The organism is Xenorhabdus sp. IM139775, from assembly GCF_028598745.1.
GTDB lineage: Bacteria > Pseudomonadota > Gammaproteobacteria > Enterobacterales > Enterobacteriaceae > Xenorhabdus.
In genome coordinates, this window is the sequence record NZ_JAQRFK010000017.1 from 39,243 (window position 1) to 57,626 (window position 18,384).

Annotated in this window: 15 protein-coding genes and 2 tRNA genes; 6 read left to right on the forward strand and 11 right to left on the reverse strand. The window is 46.4% G+C overall.

Annotated features, from left to right (window positions below; genetic code table 11):
- Window positions 1-31: 31 nt before the first annotated feature.
- Window positions 32-1,540 (forward strand): guanosine-5'-triphosphate,3'-diphosphate diphosphatase, encoded by a 1,509-nt coding sequence (gene gppA / locus PSI17_RS06060; protein ID WP_273551110.1) that lies wholly within the window; start codon window positions 32-34, stop codon window positions 1,538-1,540.
- Window positions 1,541-1,602: 62 nt separating this feature from the next.
- On the opposite strand, the gene rep is transcribed toward gppA, so the two are convergent.
- Window positions 1,603-3,636, reverse strand: coding sequence for a DNA helicase Rep (gene rep, locus PSI17_RS06065; protein ID WP_273551111.1), 2,034 nt, complete (start codon window positions 3,634-3,636; stop codon window positions 1,603-1,605).
- A 185-nt stretch (window positions 3,637-3,821) separates the two neighbouring features.
- Between rep and PSI17_RS06070 the strand changes: the two genes are divergently transcribed.
- Window positions 3,822-4,937 carry a class II histone deacetylase gene (locus PSI17_RS06070; RefSeq protein WP_273551112.1) on the forward strand — a complete coding sequence of 372 codons (1,116 nt, stop codon included), beginning with the start codon at window positions 3,822-3,824 and terminating at the stop codon, window positions 4,935-4,937.
- A gap of 55 nt (window positions 4,938-4,992) precedes the next feature.
- Here the strand turns inward: PSI17_RS06070 and ilvC are convergent, their stop codons facing one another.
- Window positions 4,993-6,471, reverse strand: a complete 1,479-nt coding sequence (ilvC, locus tag PSI17_RS06075) for a ketol-acid reductoisomerase (RefSeq protein WP_273551113.1) — start codon at window positions 6,469-6,471, stop codon at window positions 4,993-4,995.
- Between the two features lie 170 nt (window positions 6,472-6,641).
- Between ilvC and ilvY the strand changes: the two genes are divergently transcribed.
- Both ilvY and PSI17_RS06085 read left to right on the forward strand, forming a co-directional pair.
- The gene (ilvY, locus tag PSI17_RS06080) at window positions 6,642-7,523 is read left to right on the forward strand and encodes an HTH-type transcriptional activator IlvY (RefSeq protein WP_273551114.1); all 882 of its coding nucleotides are present in this window, start codon (window positions 6,642-6,644) and stop codon (window positions 7,521-7,523) included.
- A 264-nt stretch (window positions 7,524-7,787) separates the two neighbouring features.
- Window positions 7,788-7,970 (forward strand): hypothetical protein, encoded by a 183-nt coding sequence (locus PSI17_RS06085; protein WP_273551115.1) that lies wholly within the window; start codon window positions 7,788-7,790, stop codon window positions 7,968-7,970.
- A 56-nt stretch (window positions 7,971-8,026) separates the two neighbouring features.
- Here PSI17_RS06085 and ilvA read toward each other — a convergent pair whose 3' ends face one another.
- The 6 genes from ilvA to PSI17_RS06115 form a co-directional block, all read right to left on the reverse strand.
- The gene (gene ilvA / locus PSI17_RS06090; RefSeq protein ID WP_273551116.1) at window positions 8,027-9,577 is read right to left on the reverse strand and encodes a threonine ammonia-lyase, biosynthetic; all 1,551 of its coding nucleotides are present in this window, start codon (window positions 9,575-9,577) and stop codon (window positions 8,027-8,029) included.
- A gap of 2 nt (window positions 9,578-9,579) precedes the next feature.
- On the reverse strand, window positions 9,580-11,430 hold the full coding sequence (ilvD, locus tag PSI17_RS06095; RefSeq protein ID WP_273551117.1) for a dihydroxy-acid dehydratase: 1,851 nt from the start codon (window positions 11,428-11,430) through the stop codon (window positions 9,580-9,582).
- Window positions 11,431-11,525: 95 nt separating this feature from the next.
- On the reverse strand, window positions 11,526-12,452 hold the full coding sequence (locus tag PSI17_RS06100) for a branched-chain amino acid transaminase (protein WP_273551118.1): 927 nt from the start codon (window positions 12,450-12,452) through the stop codon (window positions 11,526-11,528).
- Window positions 12,453-12,476: 24 nt separating this feature from the next.
- Window positions 12,477-12,734, reverse strand: coding sequence for an acetolactate synthase 2 small subunit (gene ilvM / locus PSI17_RS06105; protein ID WP_273551119.1), 258 nt, complete (start codon window positions 12,732-12,734; stop codon window positions 12,477-12,479).
- Window positions 12,731-14,377 carry an acetolactate synthase 2 catalytic subunit gene (gene ilvG, locus PSI17_RS06110; protein WP_273551120.1) on the reverse strand — a complete coding sequence of 549 codons (1,647 nt, stop codon included), beginning with the start codon at window positions 14,375-14,377 and terminating at the stop codon, window positions 12,731-12,733. Before ilvG ends, ilvM begins: the two co-directional genes overlap by 4 nt.
- Window positions 14,378-14,526: 149 nt before the next feature.
- Window positions 14,527-14,622, reverse strand: a complete 96-nt coding sequence (locus PSI17_RS06115; protein WP_273551121.1) for an IlvGEDA operon leader peptide — start codon at window positions 14,620-14,622, stop codon at window positions 14,527-14,529.
- Window positions 14,623-15,001: 379 nt separating this feature from the next.
- Here PSI17_RS06115 and PSI17_RS06120 point away from each other — a divergent pair, with 379 nt between their 5' ends.
- Window positions 15,002-16,555: a YifB family Mg chelatase-like AAA ATPase gene (locus PSI17_RS06120; RefSeq protein WP_273551122.1), complete on the forward strand. Its 1,554-nt coding sequence runs from the start codon at window positions 15,002-15,004 to the stop codon at window positions 16,553-16,555.
- Window positions 16,556-16,618: 63 nt separating this feature from the next.
- Here PSI17_RS06120 and PSI17_RS06125 read toward each other — a convergent pair whose 3' ends face one another.
- A complete protein-coding gene (locus tag PSI17_RS06125) occupies window positions 16,619-16,957 on the reverse strand; it encodes a DUF413 domain-containing protein (protein WP_273551123.1) in 339 nt (112 codons plus the stop codon).
- Window positions 16,958-17,073: 116 nt separating this feature from the next.
- Between PSI17_RS06125 and hdfR the strand changes: the two genes are divergently transcribed.
- Window positions 17,074-17,925, forward strand: coding sequence for an HTH-type transcriptional regulator HdfR (hdfR, locus tag PSI17_RS06130; RefSeq protein ID WP_273551124.1), 852 nt, complete (start codon window positions 17,074-17,076; stop codon window positions 17,923-17,925).
- Window positions 17,926-18,215: 290 nt separating this feature from the next.
- Here hdfR and PSI17_RS06135 read toward each other — a convergent pair.
- Both PSI17_RS06135 and PSI17_RS06140 read right to left on the reverse strand, forming a co-directional pair.
- A tRNA-Trp gene (locus tag PSI17_RS06135) sits at window positions 18,216-18,291 on the reverse strand.
- Between the two features lie 8 nt (window positions 18,292-18,299).
- Window positions 18,300-18,376, reverse strand: a tRNA-Asp gene (locus PSI17_RS06140).
- Between the last annotated feature and the right edge of the window lie 8 nt (window positions 18,377-18,384).

The following is an 18,384-nucleotide window of genomic DNA, read 5'->3' on the forward strand; positions in this document are numbered from 1 at the left end:
TACTGAAACAACACAGGCTGGAATAAATACTATGCTGAGGGCTTCTTCGCTTTATGCAGCTATCGATTTAGGCTCAAACAGTTTTCATATGCTGGTTGTCCGTGAAGTATCCGGCAGCATTCAAGTCGTCACCCGCATCAAGCGAAAAGTCAGGCTGGCTGCCGGATTGGATAAAAAGAATCATTTATCACAACAGGCAATGGAACGGGGATGGCAGTGCTTGCGCCTCTTTTCCGAATATTTGCAGGATATTCCAGCCTCGCAGATCCGCGTTGTTGCTACAGCAACCTTGAGGCTTGCAGAGAATTCGGGTGAATTTGTCAGGAAAGCCTCAGAAATATTGGGCACCCCGGTTAATGTGATCAGTGGCGAAGAAGAAGCCCAGCTAATTTATCAAGGTGTTGCTCACACGACGGGCGGGTCTGAAAAGCGACTTGTCGTCGATATTGGCGGAGCCAGTACCGAATTGGTCACCGGTGTCGGTGCCAAGGCCAGCCAGCTTTTCAGCCTTGAAATGGGCTGTGTTACTTGGCTGGAACGCTATTTCAATGATCGCAGCCTGACAGAAGAAAACTTTGCCAACGCAGAAGCGGCTGCCCATGATATGCTCAACGCTGTCGCCACTGGGCTGCTTGAGCAAGGCTGGAAAATTTGCGTGGGGGCTTCCGGTACGGTGCAAGCCTTGCAGGAAATTATGATTGCCCAAGGTATGGATGAACTGATCACCCTGCCTAAACTCCAGCAACTCAAACAGCAGGCGATTGAATGCGGCAAACTGGAAGAGTTGGAAATCGACGGCTTAACACTGGAACGGGCACTGGTTTTTCCAAGTGGATTAGCGATTTTAATCGCCATTTTTCAAGCATTGCATATCGAAAGTATGATACTGGCTGGCGGCGCACTTCGTGAAGGTCTGGTTTACGGCATGTTGGATTTGCCGATTGAACAGGATATTCGGGCAAGAACCCTGTGCAATGTTCAGCATCGTTTCCGACTGGATATCGGGCAGGCACAGCGTGTCAAACAGTTGGCTGAAAATTTTTGCCAACAAGTTACCCCGTCATGGAAATTGGATGAACGTTGTCGCGAGTTATTGGCCAGTGCCTGTTTGCTCCATGAAATCGGTCTGTTTATTGATTTTCACCAGGGGCCTGCCCACTCTGCTTATTTGATCAATCATTTGGATCTGCCCGGTTATACGCCTTCTCAAAAGCGACTTTTAGCCACGCTGTTGAAAAATCAAAGCGGCCCCGTGGATTTAACCTCGCTCAGCCAACAAAACGCTGTGTCGCTGCTACAGGCACAACGGTTATGTCGCTTATTGCGACTGGCCATTATTTTCGCCAGTCGCCGGCGGGATGACACGTTACCGGCTTTACGGTTACAAGCGGAAAATGAAACTCTCACTATCACCTTGCCCCATCAATGGCAGGTAAATCATCCACTCAGGACTGAAGCATTACAGCAAGAAATGAAGTGGCAAAGTTATGTCCAGTGGTTGTTGTTCCTTGAGGAGCAAAATCACGCTCGTCTAGGCTGAAACGTTTCCCTTGCCCCTGCATTTATCCACAAATGCAGGGTTTTCATCGTGCTATTCATTGCCTATTTATTATTGCTGCTTTTCTGCCCAAGCCCTAAACGGGATTTAAGGTCGGCAAGTCGCGATTGCCCCTGTTTCATCCTTTCTTCTGCACTTATCACCTGCTTACCCCGCGGCCAATTCAAATCATCCTGTGGCAATTCAAGCAAGAAGCGGCTCGGTTCCGGACGGATAAGTTCACCAAACTGGCGACGCTCTTTGCTGAAAGTGAAAAAAAGCGCTTTCTGCGCGCGCGTAATGCCCACATAAGCCAAGCGGCGTTCTTCCTCAATATTGTCTTCATCAATGCTGCTCTGGTGTGGCAACAAACCTTCTTCCATACCAACCAAAAAAACATAGGGAAACTCCAACCCCTTGGAAGCATGTAACGTCATTAACTGAACCTGATCCAACTCTTCATCTTCCTCGCCTCTCTCCAGCATATCCCGCAAGGTAAAACGCGCCACAACTTGGGTGAGGGTCATGGGTTCATTCAGGTCATCTCCTTCAAGCATTTCACTCATCCAAGTGAAGAGTTGATTGACATTTTTCATTCTCATTTCAGCCGCTTTGGGACTGGGCGCGGTTTCATATAACCAGCTTTCGTAATCCATGCCACGCAGTAAGTCCCTCACCGCCAGCAAGGGTTCCCGCTCCGCCTGACGGGAGATGTCATCCATCCAGTGGGTAAAGCGCTGCAATGCAGCCAAACCCCGTCCGGCCAAATGCTGTTCCAGACCCAGATCAAAACTGGCCTGATATAAGCTCTTATTACGCTGATTCGCCCATTCTCCCAATTTTTGGATTGTCACTGCACCGATTTCTCGCCGTGGTGTATTGACGATACGTAAAAACGCACTGTCATCCTCAGGATTAGTCAGAACACGCAAGTAAGAGAGCAGATCTTTGATTTCAGGCCGGGAAAAGAACGAGGTTCCCCCCGAAATTCGGTAAGGGATGCGGTTTTGCATCAACATTTTTTCGAAGATACGCGACTGGTGATTACCACGATATAAGATCGCGTAATCTTTATATTCCGTTTTATTAATAAAGTGATGCGCGATCAACTCCCCCACCACACGTTCAGCTTCGTGATCTTCATTGCTCGCTTCGATGACCCTGAGCGGTTCACCATACCCCAACTCTGAAAAGAGCTTTTTCTCAAAGACATGGGGGTTATTGGCTATCAGAATATTCGCCGCTTTCAAGATCCGCCCTGATGAACGGTAATTTTGTTCCAGCTTTATCACATTTAGCTGTGGAAAATCGTCTTTCAATAAGATCAGATTTTGTGGGCGAGCACCGCGCCATGAATAAATAGATTGGTCATCATCACCCACCACGGTAAAACGTGCACGATGACCTACCAGCAGTTTCACCAAGTGATATTGGCTGGTATTCGTATCCTGATATTCATCCACCAGCAAATAACGAACTTTATTCTGCCAACGCTCCCTGACTTCCTCATCGTGCATTAACAACAATGTTGGCTTGGTGATCAAATCATCAAAATCAAGAATATGACAACTCTTCAGATGCTGGTCATAGCGACGGTAACACTCTGCGAATTGGTGCTCCTGTGCTGAATGTGCCATGCTCATCACCCGCTCTGGTGAGATTAAGTCATTCTTCCAGTTAGAAATGTCCGAAATCAGTTTTTGCAGCAGATCTTTGTCTTCTTGCAACAAATCTGCGGTGAGCTCTTTCAACAAGGCCATCTGATCGTGATCGTCAAACAATGAGAAGTTGCTTTTTATTCCCAGCGCCTTGTATTCATGCTTAATGATCTCCAACCCCAAAGTATGGAAAGTCGAGATCAGCAATCCCCGGGTTTCCTTACGGCCCAATGTTTGTGCAACACGCTCTTTCATCTCACGCGCCGCCTTATTGGTAAAAGTGACAGCCGCAATATGGCGAGCCTGATAACCACAGGTACGGATCAGGTGGGCAATTTTATTGGTGATCACGCGGGTTTTACCGGAACCGGCACCCGCCAGAACCAGACAAGGCCCTGTGACAAATTCAACCGCGTGTTGTTGGCTTGGATTTAATCGCATACTTGTTTCAAAAACTCTATCAGGATGAAAAGTCGGGGGAGCGGGATTGTAACAGAAAGCATTAAAATGATTTTAGCCAAATACATCAATATTGATTCTACCGTGATTGAAATACATAACACCTCTTTAGTCGCATCAATGCTATAACAATCCTGAAAGATAAACGGGATCAAAGAGGATGTAACATGCTACGTAAGACAGGCTTTTTCTTTGATGAACTCTGTTTCTGGCATCATTCTGGATTACAACATGTTTTGACATTTCCGGTTGGAGGGTGGGTACAACCTCCCACGAGTGCAGGACATGCCGAGTCACCAGAAACCAAACGCAGAATGAAAAGTTTAATCGATGTTTCAGGATTAAGCCATTCATTGCAACTGCGTGGTGCTGAACCTCTCGACGACGCCACGCTGAAACGGGTTCACACCGAAGATTATTTACAGCGTTTTAAATCGCTAAGTGATCAGGGCGGGGGAATGTTAGGCTCAGAAGCGCCAATAGGACAAGGCAGTTATGACATCGCCAAACTGTCCGCCGGGCTGACCTATGCTGCGGTGAAAGCCGTGTTACAGGGCGAACTGGATAATGCTTATAGCCTTTCCCGCCCGCCCGGGCACCACTGCCTGCCAGATCAAGCTATGGGCTTCTGCTTCCTTGCCAATATTGCCCTCGCGATTGAACACGCCAAAGCGCAGATTGGGGTGGGTCGAATCGCCGTCATTGACTGGGATGTGCACCACGGTAATGGGACACAGCATATCTTCTGGGAGCGTGACGATGTTCTGACCATTTCACTGCATCAGGATGGCTGCTATCCCGAAAGTTATAGTGGCGAAGAAGATATCGGCGCCGGCAAAGGAGAAGGTTTCAATATCAATATCCCGTTAATGGCAGGCGCCGGGCACAATAGTTATCTTTATGCGATGGATAGTATTGTGATCCCTGCATTGCAACGTTACCAACCTGAATTGATCATCGTTGCTTGCGGCTATGATGCCAATGCGTTTGATCCGCTGGCAAGAATGCAGTTACACAGTGACAGCTTCCGTGAAATGACCCGCAAGGTACAGCAAGCCGCCGATGCGCTGTGTCAGGGCAAATTAGTCATCGTTCACGAAGGGGGCTATTCCGAAGCCTATGTGCCTTTCTGTGGGTTAGCGGTCATGGAGGAATTAAGCGGCGTGCGTACTAAGGTCAACGATCCCGCGCTGAACATGATCCAATCGCAGCAACCGAAGGAACGATTTGAAGCATTTCAGCGACAAGCCATTGATGAACTGAAACGGAAATTCGATCTGTAAAGGGGCAAGATCTCCCTGCCCGATAAAATAACGTCGGGCAGGGTAACATATAAGGTTAGCCACCGACGGCAATGCGTTTCATGTCTGTCATATAACCACGCAGGGTGCGGCCGATAACTTCAATCGGATGGTTACGGATTGCTTCATTCACATCACGCAACTGCGCATTATCGAAGCTACGATCGACAACGGCTTTACCTAAATCCCCGGCTTGCAGGGTTGCCATGAATTTCGCTTTCAGCAACGGAACCGCGACGTATGAGAATAAGTAGTTACCATATTCCGCGGTATCAGAAATGACCACGTTCATTTCATACAGGCGCTTGCGGGCAATGGTATTCGCAATCAACGGCAGTTCATGCAACGATTCATAATAAGCAGATTCTTCAATGATGCCGGTATCAACCATCGTTTCAAATGCCAGTTCTACCCCGGCCTTGACCATGGCAATCATCAAAACGCCATGATCAAAGTATTCTTGTTCACTGATATGCCCGGTATAATCTGGATAATTTTCAAAGGATGTTTTACCGGTTTCTTCACGCCAAGCCAGCAAGTTCTTATCATCATTCGCCCAGTCTGCCATCATTGTGGCCGAGAATTCACCCGAAATGATGTCATCCATATGTTTCCGGAACAACGGGGCCAAAATGGTTTTCAGTTGTTCAGACAGGGCATAAGCCCGCAATTTCGCTGGATTGGAAAGACGATCCATCATCAATGTAATGCCGCCCTGCTTCAGCGCTTCGGTGATCGTTTCCCAGCCAAACTGGATTAATTTTCCGGCATAGCCGGGTTCGATACCCTCAGCAACCAGTTGGTCATAGCACAACAGAGAACCCGCCTGTAACATGCCACACAGAATAGTCTGTTCTCCCATCAGGTCAGATTTCACTTCTGCAACGAAAGAAGATCCCAGCACACCTGCCCGATGCCCCCCTGTCGCGGCGGCCCACGCTTTTGCGATCGCCATCCCTTCACCTTTTGCATCATTTTCCGGGTGTACCGCAATCAGGGTAGGCACACCGAATCCACGCTTATACTCTTCGCGCACTTCCGTACCCGGGCATTTAGGGGCAACCATCACGACGGTGATATCTTTGCGGATCTGCTCACCCACTTCGACGATATTGAAACCGTGGGAATAGCCTAACGCTGCGCCTTCTTTCATCAGGGGTTGAACCGCCTGAACCACCACTGAATGCTGTTTGTCTGGTGTCAGGTTGATAACCAAATCGGCCTGTGGGACTAACGCTTCATAAGTGCCAACCCTGAAACCATTTTCGGTTGCCTTACGCCATGAGGGTCGTTTTTCATCAATGGCTTCTTGACGCAGCGCATAGGCAATATCTAAACCAGAATCACGCATATTCAGGCCTTGGTTCAGCCCTTGGGCACCACAACCGATGATCACCACTTTCTTGCCTTTTAAATACCCCGCTTCGTCAGCAAATTCTTCCCGCGCCATAAACCGGCATTTGCCTAACTGCGCCAATTTTTGGCGCAGATTCAACGTATCAAAATAATTAGCCATGGTGACTCCGATATAATTAGAGATGTGAGGTCGTTTGCATAGAGACAATATATGAAGACAATATATGACATGAAAGCCATTGCTGAAATTGATATATTAACAAGACTACATTGCAATTTATGCAACATGCTTTCTTACGGCAAAAATCCTCTGGATAAAGGGCCAAGACCATGGATCTACGTGATTTAAAACTGTTTTTACACTTGGCGGAAAGTTGTCACTTTGGGCGTTCAGCCAAGGCCATGTATGTCAGTCCCTCCACCCTTTCACGCCAGATCCAGCGCCTTGAAGAATTATTGGGGCACCCGCTTTTTCTGCGGGATAACCGAACGGTAAAATTGACCCCGGCCGGTGAACAACTCAAACAATTTGCCCAACAAACGCTTCTGCAATATAAACAGCTACAGCATTCATTAAACCGTCAAAGTCCATCACTGACGGGCGAGTTGCGTCTATTCTGTTCCGTCACGGCAGCATATAGCCATCTTCCACAAGTATTGGATAAATTTCGGGCAGAACATCCCTTGGTAGAAATCAAGCTGACAACAGGCGATGCGGCTGATGCGGTTGATCGGGTTCAATCCGGTGCTGCGGATTTGGGAATTGCAGGCAAGCCGGAGAAACTACCAGATAATGTCAGCTTCACCAAAATAGGCGAAATACCGCTGGTGCTGATTGCTCCTTCCCTGCCTTGCACCGTGAGAAAGCTCGCCACACAGACGCACCCTGACTGGGATCGCATTCCTTTTATCCTGCCCGAACACGGCCCTTCCCGTAAGCGCATTGAACTTTGGTTCCGGCGGCATAAGATCCTGCATCCCGTCATTTACGCGACGGTTTCCGGTCATGAAGCAATTGTTTCTATGGTGGCATTAGGTTGCGGCATTGCGCTGATCCCGGCGGTTGTGGTCGAAAACAGCCCCGAGCCGGTACGTAACCGCATCTCATTACTGGAAAATATTTCTCTGGTCGAACCGTTTGAATTGGGTGTCTGCGCGTTAAGTAAGCGTTTAAATGAACCGCTGATTAAGGCATTCTGGGCGCTATTGTAATTTGGCAATCGTTATAATCTGAGTGTAGGTCATTTTATATGCGACGCAAAATAGACAGATATCTTGAGGCCGTCAGGTTATATCAATATCACAAACAGTATTTGGTGCTTTCTCATCATATGAAAACAGAATGGCACCGACATCCTTGTATCCAATTAAGTGTTTCTTATGATTTGTCAAAGATACAAATTGATACTGAACAGGGTTCACAGCAATTATACGGTTTTATTATCGCCGGCAATATTAATCATCGATTATGAGAATATGCAACAACTGGGCTTATCGCATACCCAAATCAGTCATCAGTTGGCATATGAAATCACTCACCAAGGGCTCATTATGGCCGCCAATGAAATTTATTGGTTATTCGCTTTTCTTTTCCTGGTGATGTTATTTTTAATCGGGATGGCGAATTCCACCATGACAAAGCAAGGCGAAATGAAATAAGGAATAAAATCAGCAAAATACCCCCAAAAAAAGGAGGTTATTTTGCTATTTTTTATTTAAGTTAAAAATAATTTAAACGAGGGATTGTCAGTTTCATCATGATATTCGTAGCCCAGTGCATCCAAATAACGATCGAAACGCACTTCTGGCCCTGAAAGCTCAAACGCGGCCAATACCCGCCCATAATCGGTGCCGTAGCTACGGTAATGAAACAGCGTGATATTCCAGTGAGTCCCCAGAGTCTGCAAAAACTTCAGCAAAGCACCCGACGATTCAGGAAAGGCAAAACTAAACAACCGTTCCTGCAATGGCTTGGATGGCCTGCCGCCGATCATGTAACGAACATGCAGTTTCGCCATTTCATCATCGGTCAAATCGGTGACTTGATATCCCGATGCTTTTAACTCTTCAATGATTTCATGACGTTCGGCATTCCCCCGACTCAATCTGATCCCCACAAAAATGCAGGCTTGGTTTGAGTCCGTTGCATCCGAATAACGATAGCTGAATTCAGTCACAACACGCGTGCCCAATATCTGGCAAAACTGCAAGAAACTCCCCTTCTGTTCGGGAATAGTCACTGCCAGCAAGGCTTCGCGTTGTTCCCCAAGCTCACAGCGTTCTGAAACGTAACGCAACCCATGAAAATTCATATTGGCACCCGAGAGAATATGCGCCAATCGTTCTCCCTGAATCTGATGTTGCTGGACATATTTCTTCAAGCCGGCCAGCGCCAGCGCACCGGAAGGTTCTGCAACGGCCCTGACATCTTCAAAAATATCTTTCATGGCAGCGCAGATAGCATCACTGTCTACAGTAATGACATCATCGACATATTGCTGGCATAAACGAAACGTTTCGTCGCCAATGCGTTTAACAGCCACGCCTTCTGCAAATAATCCAACGCGTGGCAAATCCACCGGATGCCCTGCTTCCAGCGCCGCTTTCAAACAGGCAGAGTCTTCGGCTTCCACACCAATCACTTTCATTTCAGGAACAAGCTGTTTGATGAGCACTGCCACGCCGGCAATCAATCCACCACCACCCACCGGAACGAAGATGCGATCAAGATGAGCATCCTGCTGGAGCAGTTCCATCGCCAACGTGGCCTGCCCGGCAATCACGACAGGGTGGTCAAAGGGCGGAACGAAGGTGTAACCGTGCTCCTTTGCTATCTCAATGGCTTTTTCTTTCGCTTCATCAAAATTCGCACCGTGCAACAAAACCTCGCCACCAAAACTGCGAACGGCATCGACTTTAATATCGGCTGTCGCTATCGGCATGACAATGGTGGCTTTTATGCCAACCTTACTGGCTGATAAGGCAACACCTTGGGCATGGTTGCCTGCGGAAGCGGTGATCACCCCTTTGCTTTTTTGCTCTTCCGCCAACCCCGCGATCATCGCGTACGCACCGCGCAATTTGAAACTATGCACCAACTGGCGATCTTCTCGTTTCACCAAAATCGTATTGCCTAAACGCGCAGAGATTTTTTTCATTTCCTGTAAGGGCGTGATCTGCGCAACATCATAAACCGGTGCACTCAATGCAGCCTTGAGATATTCTGCGCCCTTGGGTTCGGTATTATTAAGAGGATAAACCGCCACAATCAGCTCCCCAGTTTGGTTTTGTCACGCACAGCACCTTTGTCTGCACTCGTTGCCAATGATGCGTAAGCACGTAATGCCAAGGAAACCTGACGCTCACGGGATTTAGGTGTCCACGCTTTATCCCCACGGGATAATTCAGCTTGTGTGCGTTCTGCAAGTTCTGTTTCCGGCACATCCAACTGAATTTTACGGTTTGGAATATCAATATTGATGATATCGCCGTCATAAATCAGGCCAATCACGCCTCCATTTGCTGCCTCCGGAGAGACGTGACCGATAGATAATCCCGATGTTCCTCCTGAGAAACGCCCATCCGTAATCAACGCACAACTTTTTCCCAACCCCATGGATTTCAAATAAGTGGTGGGATAGAGCATTTCTTGCATACCTGGGCCGCCCTTCGGCCCTTCATAGCGAATAACAACCACGTCGCCTGCCACCACTTTTCCACCGAGAATGGCTTCTACGGCATCTTCCTGACTTTCGTAAACTTTAGCTGGCCCACGGAAGGACAGGATTTCTTCATCAACGCCTGCTGTTTTCACAATGCAGCCATCGATGGCAATGTTGCCAAATAAAACGGCCAGACCACCATCCTGACTGTAAGCATGGGTGCGTTTACGAATACATCCTGCTTCGCGATCCGCATCCAGCGATGGCCAACGACAATCCTGTGAGAAGGCCCGCGTGGTACGAATGCCCGCCGGCCCAGCTGAATACATGCTTTTAATACTTTCATCTTCTGTCAGCATGATGTCGTACTGGGCCAACGTTTGTGGCAAATCCAAACCCAAAATATTTTTCACTTCGCGATGCAAAAGCCCTGCGCGATCAAGCTCACCCAGTATCCCAATCACACCACCGGCACGATGTACGTCTTCCATATGGTATTTCTGCGTGCTTGGGGCAACTTTACATAAATGAGGCACCTGACGGGACAGGCGATCAATATCCGTCATCGTGAAGTCAACTTCCGCTTCCTGTGCTGCGGCCAACAAATGCAGAACGGTGTTAGTCGAACCGCCCATCGCAATATCCAGTATCATGGCATTTTCAAACGCAGCCTTGGTCGCAATATTGCGCGGGAGAACACTGTCGTCATTTTGTTCATAATAACGTTTAGTCAATGCGACAATGCGTTTACCCGCATTGATAAACAGGGTTTTACGATCGGCGTGTGTCGCGAGCAATGAACCATTACCCGGCTGTGAAAGCCCAAGCGCTTCGGTCAGGCAATTCATCGAATTCGCTGTAAACATACCAGAGCAAGAACCACACGTCGGGCACGCTGAGCGTTCGATTTGATCGCTTTGTTCATCACTGACATTTGGGTTGGCCCCCTGAATCATGGCATCGACCAAATCCAGCTTGATCAGTTGTTCAGATAATTGCGTCTTACCTGCTTCCATTGGGCCACCGGAAACAAAAATAACCGGAATATTTAAGCGCAGAGAGGCCATCAACATGCCTGGCGTGATTTTGTCGCAGTTGGAAATACACACCATGGCATCAGCACAGTGGGCATTGACCATGTATTCCACCGAATCTGCGATCAACTCACGCGAAGGTAATGAATAGAGCATTCCGCCATGCCCCATCGCAATACCGTCATCAACCGCGATGGTATTAAACTCTTTCGCCACACCGCCTGACGCTTCAATCTGCTCTGCCACCAGCTTGCCGAGATCACGCAGATGTACATGCCCCGGCACGAACTGCGTGAATGAGTTAACAACCGCAATGATCGGCTTTCCAAAATCTGCATCAGTCATACCTGTGGCTCGCCATAAGGCGCGGGCTCCCGCCATATTGCGCCCATGAGTCGTTGTGGCAGAACGGTATTTAGGCATTGTCTTCACTCCCATGTCAGTCTTGTCAATGAATCTCTAATTTCAGCAATCAAAACAGGCGGGGAACGACCGCCTGTTGGGTTTTATATTTTTTATTAAGGGTTAACCGGGTCCAACCAGCCCCATTTATCTTCTGTCGTCCCATTAAATAAGCCAAAGAACGCGCTTTGGATTTTTTTCGTGACTGGGCCACATTTGCCAATACCAACCTGAATACCATCTACGCTACGAACAGGGGTGATCTCCGCCGCCGTTCCTGTCATAAACACTTCATCCGCTAAATACAGCGATTCGCGAGAAAGTGCCTGTTCACGAACTTCCAGACCAAGATCCTGTGCCAACTTGATGATGGCATCACGGGTGATCCCCGGCAGGGCCGATGACGTAAATGGCGGCGTGAATAAAATACCATTCTTCACTTCAAACAGGTTTTCGCCCGCACCTTCTGAAATATAACCATGAACATCCAGTGCAATACCTTCCTGATAACCATGACGTCGTGCTTCACTTCCCACCAGCAAAGAGGAGAGATAATTGCCTCCCGCTTTTGCGCCTGTCGGGATCGTATTTGCAGCCACGCGATTCCATGAAGAAACCATCGCATCAATGCCCTGATCCAAGGCGTCTTCACCGAGATAAGCTCCCCATGGGAAAGCGGCTATAATAACGTCTGTTTTATAACCAGCGGGTGGGTTGACGCCCATTCCGACATCCCCCACAAATACCAATGGGCGAACGTAAGCACTGACTAATTTATTTTTACGCAGAGTTTCACGGCAAGCCGCCATCAATTCATCAACACTTTGGCTTACGGGAAAGCGGTAAATCTTGGCTGAGTCATGCAAACGCTGCATATGTTCACGGTGACGAAAAACAACGGGTCCTTTGTGGGAGTCATAGCAACGAATCCCTTCAAATACCGAGGTCCCATAATGTAAGGCATGGGACATAACGTGAACTTTCGCCTCTGCCCAAGGCACCATTTCCCCATTGAACCAAATATAATCGGCTTGCTTTGTCATTCTCAGTTTTCCTTCAATGGCGCATTATGCGCTTATTAATCGTGATTTTTTGTCTTTGATCTCAACACCAGCTACATCCACCAATTTCATTAATTGAGAAAAAAGTAAATTAATGGGACGCTGGCTGGTGACGGTAAGCTCAATACTTACATTATCACTATCTGCTGTATGATCCATATTCAATGCACATATCTGAAATCCGCGGTGACGGGTCACCCTGAGTATCCGTTCCAAAATCTCAGGACAAGACCGCGCCTCAATAGCAAGTTGATGCTGTATCATAATGATTTCTCCAACATGGTTTCGTTGCTTGCGCCTGGTGGAACCAGCGGCCAGACATTCTCTAATGCCTCAATAGACACATGTAATAGATACGGGCCTTCGCTATTGAACAACGCATCTAATGCTTCATCCACTTGTGTTTTATCAGTTATTCGCTGTCCCGGAATACCAAAGGCCTGCGCTAATGTAAGAAAATCAGGGTTATCCGTTAAGATTGTTTCGCTATAACGTTTGTCAAAAAACAACTCTTGCCACTGACGAACCATACCCAGCCTTTGGTTATCCAATAAGATCAGTTTGACCGGCAATTTCTGGCGTTTAATGGTGCCCAATTCCTGAACGTTCATCATGAAAGAGCCATCACCAGATATGCAGATAACCCTATCTTCCGGACGCGCCATCTGAGCGCCAATCGCGGCCGGAATACCAAATCCCATCGTGCCTAATCCACTTGATGTGATGAAATTCTCTGGTTGACTAAAAGTCATGTGTTGGGCAGCCCACATCTGATGCTGCCCAACATCCGTGGTAATAACTGTACTGGGCGATGCTCGTTCAGAAACTTGCTTCAACAGCAAAGGAGCATAAATACTTTCGCCCTGATGGTCATAACGCCATGCATGTTCGTTTTTTAATTGTTTGATTTCTTGCTGCCAGACTTGGATCGATAAAGGCTGTTGTAAATGAGGTAGCAAGGCTTTTAAATCACCCAATAATGAAACATAGGCCTGGCGTAATTTATTGAATTCAACGGGGTCAATATCCAAATGAATAACGTTGGCATGAGGTGCAAAAGTATTCAGCTTCCCGGTAACACGGTCATCAAAACGCGCCCCCACCGCAATTAACAAATCACAGGATTGAACGGCAAGATTGGCGGCTTTAGTGCCATGCATCCCTAACATTCCCAGATAGCATTCATGTTCAAAATCTGCCGCGCCCAAACCTTTCAATGTGGAAACAACGGGAATGCCGGTTTCAGCGACAAAATGGCGCAACTCGGGAACAGCCCCGGATATGCCAACCCCTCCCCCTACGTACAAAATAGGTTTCTGAGATGAAGCCAACATTTGACGAGCCAGCTCAATCTCTTGTTTTGGTAAGGAAAGCGTAGGGGGAGTCGGTATCAAATAGGGGGTAAAATCCCCTTGGGCCAACTGAATATCTTTCGGTAAATCAATCAGAACAGGGCCGGGACGACCACTCATGGCAATGCTAAAAGCATCAGCCATGACTTGAGGTAATTTTTCCAGTGAGTCAACAAGAAAGCTATGCTTTGTACAAGAAAGAGACATTCCCAGTATATCGACTTCCTGAAAGGCATCCGTCCCTATAAATGCAGAACTGACTTGGCCGGTAATGGCGATAACAGGAACAGAATCCACTAATGCGTCGGCCAATCCCGTGATTAAGTTTGTCGCTCCTGGCCCTGATGTCGCGATGCAAACGCCGGGTTTACCACTTGCTCTCGCATAGCCAATCGCCGCCATCGCTGCGCCTTGTTCATGGCGACATAAGATGTGCTCAACACCTCCGTCATACAACGCATCATAAACTGGCATGATGGCTCCACCCGGATAACCAAAAACTTTTTCAATTCCCTGTGTTCGTAGTGCTTCTACAACCCATTTTGCCCCGTTCATTGCCGCCTCCCCTGTTATGTTTACCTTGCCATTGGCTGTTATGATGTTTTGTTTTATTCGTGTCTACGTGTTGATCTATATGTTGGGCTTAAAAAAAACCCCCGCGCCTTTCGGTGCGGGGGTTTTTCGGAATCTGGCTAATTTGCTATCTAAACCATTCTTCGTCCAAGTGCAGCCCCGCACGGTGGAATAATCACCACCACGCTCACAATAATTAGGCTAATCACTAGGACAAATGCGTTCATAATTTTATTCGTTTTTGATTCGTATGCTTAACGTATATTTAAGAGTTAACACTTTCTATGATAATTGACAACGATTATTTTTATTTTTTCATAATAAATTTATTTTATTTATATTTTTCATTTAGATAACTAAAAATAGATAAATTCACTGGTATTTACTCATTTTTCTCTCAGAAATAATCGTCATTTGATTGTTTAATAACATAATTGATAAACAAAACAATAAAAAAACCAGTTAATCTTCTAAGTTTCTATAACATGGCAAAAAGACAATCCAAACCCAAATATATTTACGAGCCTTTTCGCAAAATAACGAAAGATGACTTTTCATTATTTTTTATCGATTCATGATAACAGCTTTCTTGCTAAGGAGAGCATCATGGCACTTGCCGTTATTCATACACGGGCAACGATTGGTATTGATTCACCTATCGTCACGATAGAAGCACATATCAGCAATGGCTTACCCGGTCTTACCCTTGTTGGTTTACCTGAAACTACCGTAAAGGAAGCCAGAGATCGTGTCCGAAGTGCTCTGATCAATAGTGGTTTTACTTATCCGCCTAAAAGGATCACCGTCAATTTAGCGCCAGCGGATCTGCCCAAAGAAGGAGGAAGATATGATTTACCCATCGCGATCGCAATTTTGGCTGCATCGGAGCAAATCTCGACAAATAAGCTACATAATTACGAATTTTTGGGTGAGTTAGCCCTTTCAGGTGAAATCCGGCGAGTCACGGGAGCAATTCCTGCGGCCTTGAGCGCAAAAAAAGCAGAAAGACAACTGATCCTTTCTTCAGAGAATCAAGCTGAACTGGCAATTTTGTCCCAGAACGAAACACTACTAGCAAACCATTTGCTCCAAGTCTGCCATTTTTTACAGGGAGAACAGGGAAAACTGGGAAAACAGGGAGAAAAAGTCACTTTATCTTCCCCTCCCCCTGTTGAACCACAGACAGAATCCTTTACTTTGGATATACAAGATATTATTGGTCAGGAGCAAGCCAAACGAGCACTGGAAATTACCGCCGCTGGCGGACATAATCTTCTGTTACTCGGCCCCCCAGGAACCGGCAAGACCATGCTTGCCAGTCGATTATGTAGTTTGCTACCCCCATTGACGCATCAGGAAGCTCTGGACGTCGCGGCAATCAATAGCTTATCCGGACATCCAATTAATCCTCAAAAATGGCATACACGCCCATTTAGGGCTCCTCATCATAGTGCTTCAATGGCGGCTCTTGTTGGCGGGGGTTCAATACCTAAACCAGGCGAAATTTCTCTTGCCCATAATGGTGTGTTATTTTTAGATGAGTTGCCTGAATTTAATCGTAGTGTCCTTGACGCCCTGCGTGAGCCGTTGGAATCTGGCGAAATAGTGATTTCCCGCGCCAAGGCAAAAGTCTGTTTTCCTGCTCAAGTTCAACTGATTGCAGCCATGAACCCTAGCCCGACCGGCTATCATCAGGGGATGCATAACCGAAGTAGTCCACACCAAGTATTACGCTACCTTTCCAAACTTTCAGGCCCTTTTCTAGATCGTTTTGACCTTTCCATTGAAGTTCCTCTACTTCCGCCAGGAATTTTAAGTCAATCATCAACAAAACATGGCGAAAACAGTCAGGAAGTTAAAAAACGCGTAGCAATAGCAAGAAAAATACAAATAGAGCGGTGTGGACACATCAATGCTCATCTCAGTAGCAAACAAACCGAAGATATTTGCAAAATTAGCATGGAAAATGCCGTTTTTCTGGAAAATACTTTATTGAAATTAGGGCTGTCTATACGTGCCTGGCATAGAATACTCAGGGTTTCCCGCACAATTGCAGACTTAAAAGAACAAAAAAGTATAGAAAAACCGGATATTATGGAAGCATTGAGCTACCGAAGCATGGATAGGTTACTTATTCAATTACAAAAACAGGCTGGATAAGTTATCGGCTACAAGAGGAGCAATTTGCCCCTCTTGCATAGATCATTAATATCAATGATGGTATTAATCATCAGTATCGGTATAGTCCTCTGCAGGATCAACCTGAGGTTTTCCGCCGGAAAGAGTATGAAAACGTTTTGGACGCCTAATTTTAGCCAAATACTTAGTCCATACATTTTCCTCTGTCGTTGCCGGGGCACGTTCACCACGGCAAACTGCAACAAACAGTTTTTCTTCTTCTGTTTGGGGTTCGCGTTTACCAAGGTCCAATTCATTGAACGCATGACCATGACGTTCTAGCAATTGAGCCTCTTTGATGGTGAAATCACCATGACGGGAAAATCCACGTGGATAATGTTTATTATCAAAAAAACGATTAGTCGTGATGAAGCTTTCAGCCATCTGACACACTCCTAACTCTAATGTCATACTAATTATGGCGCGGAGTATTAGGGAGGCTTGACATTCTGTAAAACAAAATATTTGAATCTTAACGACAAAAACTATTGGAGATGCATGTGGACACTGAATTACTGAAAACCTTTTTGGAAGTCAGTAAGACTCGTCACTTTGGTCGGGCAGCTGAATCGCTTTATTTAACACAATCCGCTGTTAGCTTTCGGATCCGACAACTAGAAAATCAGTTGGGTGCCAATTTATTCACACGACATCGCAATAATATTCGCCTGACAGCAGCCGGAGAACGGCTAGTACCCTATGCAGAATCACTAATGAGTACCTGGCAATTGGCAAAGAAAGAGATCAATTATGTCGCCCAGCACACTAAACTTTCTATCGGCGCTACCGCATCCTTATGGGAAAGTTATCTAACATCTTGGTTAAATACATTTTATCAACACCATCGGGAAACACGGGTTGAGTCTCTGGTTTCGACACGCCAGTCACTCGTCAAGCAATTGCATTCTCGCGAATTGGATCTCTTAATTACCACTGAACCCCCTAAAATGGATGAGTTTCAAAGTCAGTTAATAGGTAATATCCAGCTTGTCTTATTAACAACCCGGCATAATCTTGACAGAGGAGTAGAAAATTATATTAAGTTAGAGTGGGGAGCAGATTTTCATCAGCAAGAACAACAAATCTTAAAGAGTGATTTTCCACCTATTATTACAACCACATCAGCACATATTGCCAGAGAATTATTGGATAGTGTTAATGCCGCTACTTTTCTTCCTATACATTGGCAAGAAGAATATCCAACACTCGTTGCCTCACCTAATAATGAGTTAATAAAACGCCCGTTGTATGCTGTATGGCTGCAAAACAGTGACCAACAAGCCCTTATCCAACATTTATTAAAAATTCCTGTCGAAAAAGCGCCTGTAGCTATCCCAGTAACTACCCAATAGCAACTTTTATAACAAAAAGTAAGGATTGATATACGGTATAGTGCGCAAAGGAGCCGCGCCTACAAAGAAATGAGAATGACACGAGACTAGAGATTAAAACTATATAAGAACAATATATAAGAACAACAATACGTTAAAACGATGAGGCATTAGGCATTAGGCATTAGGCATTAGGCATTAGGCATAACATTTAGAACCGCATAAAAAACAACCACAAAAAGAAAAAACCCAGCTAAAACTAGCTGGGCTATTAATCTGAAAGCTATATCAATTATTACTTAGTTGTTAACTGGCAGGGGCGGAGAGACTCGAACTCCCAACACCCGGTTTTGGAGACCGGTGCTCTACCAATTGAACTACGCCCCTAAATACGGTGGCGGTGCGGACGGGACTCGAACCCGCGACCCCCGGCGTGACAGGCCGGTATTCTAACCAACTGAACTACCGCACCACCGAATT

Bases quoted from the DNA above. Each gene is read 5' to 3' on its own strand.
- PSI17_RS06115 (WP_273551121.1), bottom strand. From the start codon at position 14,622: ATGAACGCATTTGTCCTAGTGATTAGCCTAATTATTGTGAGCGTGGTG.
- PSI17_RS06120 (WP_273551122.1), top strand. From the start codon at position 15,002: ATGGCACTTGCCGTTATTCATACACGGGCAACGATTGGTATTGATTCA.
- PSI17_RS06125 (WP_273551123.1), bottom strand. From the start codon at position 16,957: ATGGCTGAAAGCTTCATCACGACTAATCGTTTTTTTGATAATAAACAT.
- ilvY (WP_273551114.1), top strand. From the start codon at position 6,642: ATGGATCTACGTGATTTAAAACTGTTTTTACACTTGGCGGAAAGTTGT.
- PSI17_RS06085 (WP_273551115.1), top strand. From the start codon at position 7,788: ATGCAACAACTGGGCTTATCGCATACCCAAATCAGTCATCAGTTGGCA.
- ilvD (WP_273551117.1), bottom strand. From the start codon at position 11,430: ATGCCTAAATACCGTTCTGCCACAACGACTCATGGGCGCAATATGGCG.
- ilvC (WP_273551113.1), bottom strand. From the start codon at position 6,471: ATGGCTAATTATTTTGATACGTTGAATCTGCGCCAAAAATTGGCGCAG.
- gppA (WP_273551110.1), top strand. From the start codon at position 32: ATGCTGAGGGCTTCTTCGCTTTATGCAGCTATCGATTTAGGCTCAAAC.
- PSI17_RS06100 (WP_273551118.1), bottom strand. From the start codon at position 12,452: ATGACAAAGCAAGCCGATTATATTTGGTTCAATGGGGAAATGGTGCCT.
- ilvG (WP_273551120.1), bottom strand. From the start codon at position 14,377: ATGAACGGGGCAAAATGGGTTGTAGAAGCACTACGAACACAGGGAATT.
- ilvM (WP_273551119.1), bottom strand. From the start codon at position 12,734: ATGATACAGCATCAACTTGCTATTGAGGCGCGGTCTTGTCCTGAGATT.
- PSI17_RS06070 (WP_273551112.1), top strand. From the start codon at position 3,822: ATGCTACGTAAGACAGGCTTTTTCTTTGATGAACTCTGTTTCTGGCAT.
- rep (WP_273551111.1), bottom strand. From the start codon at position 3,636: ATGCGATTAAATCCAAGCCAACAACACGCGGTTGAATTTGTCACAGGG.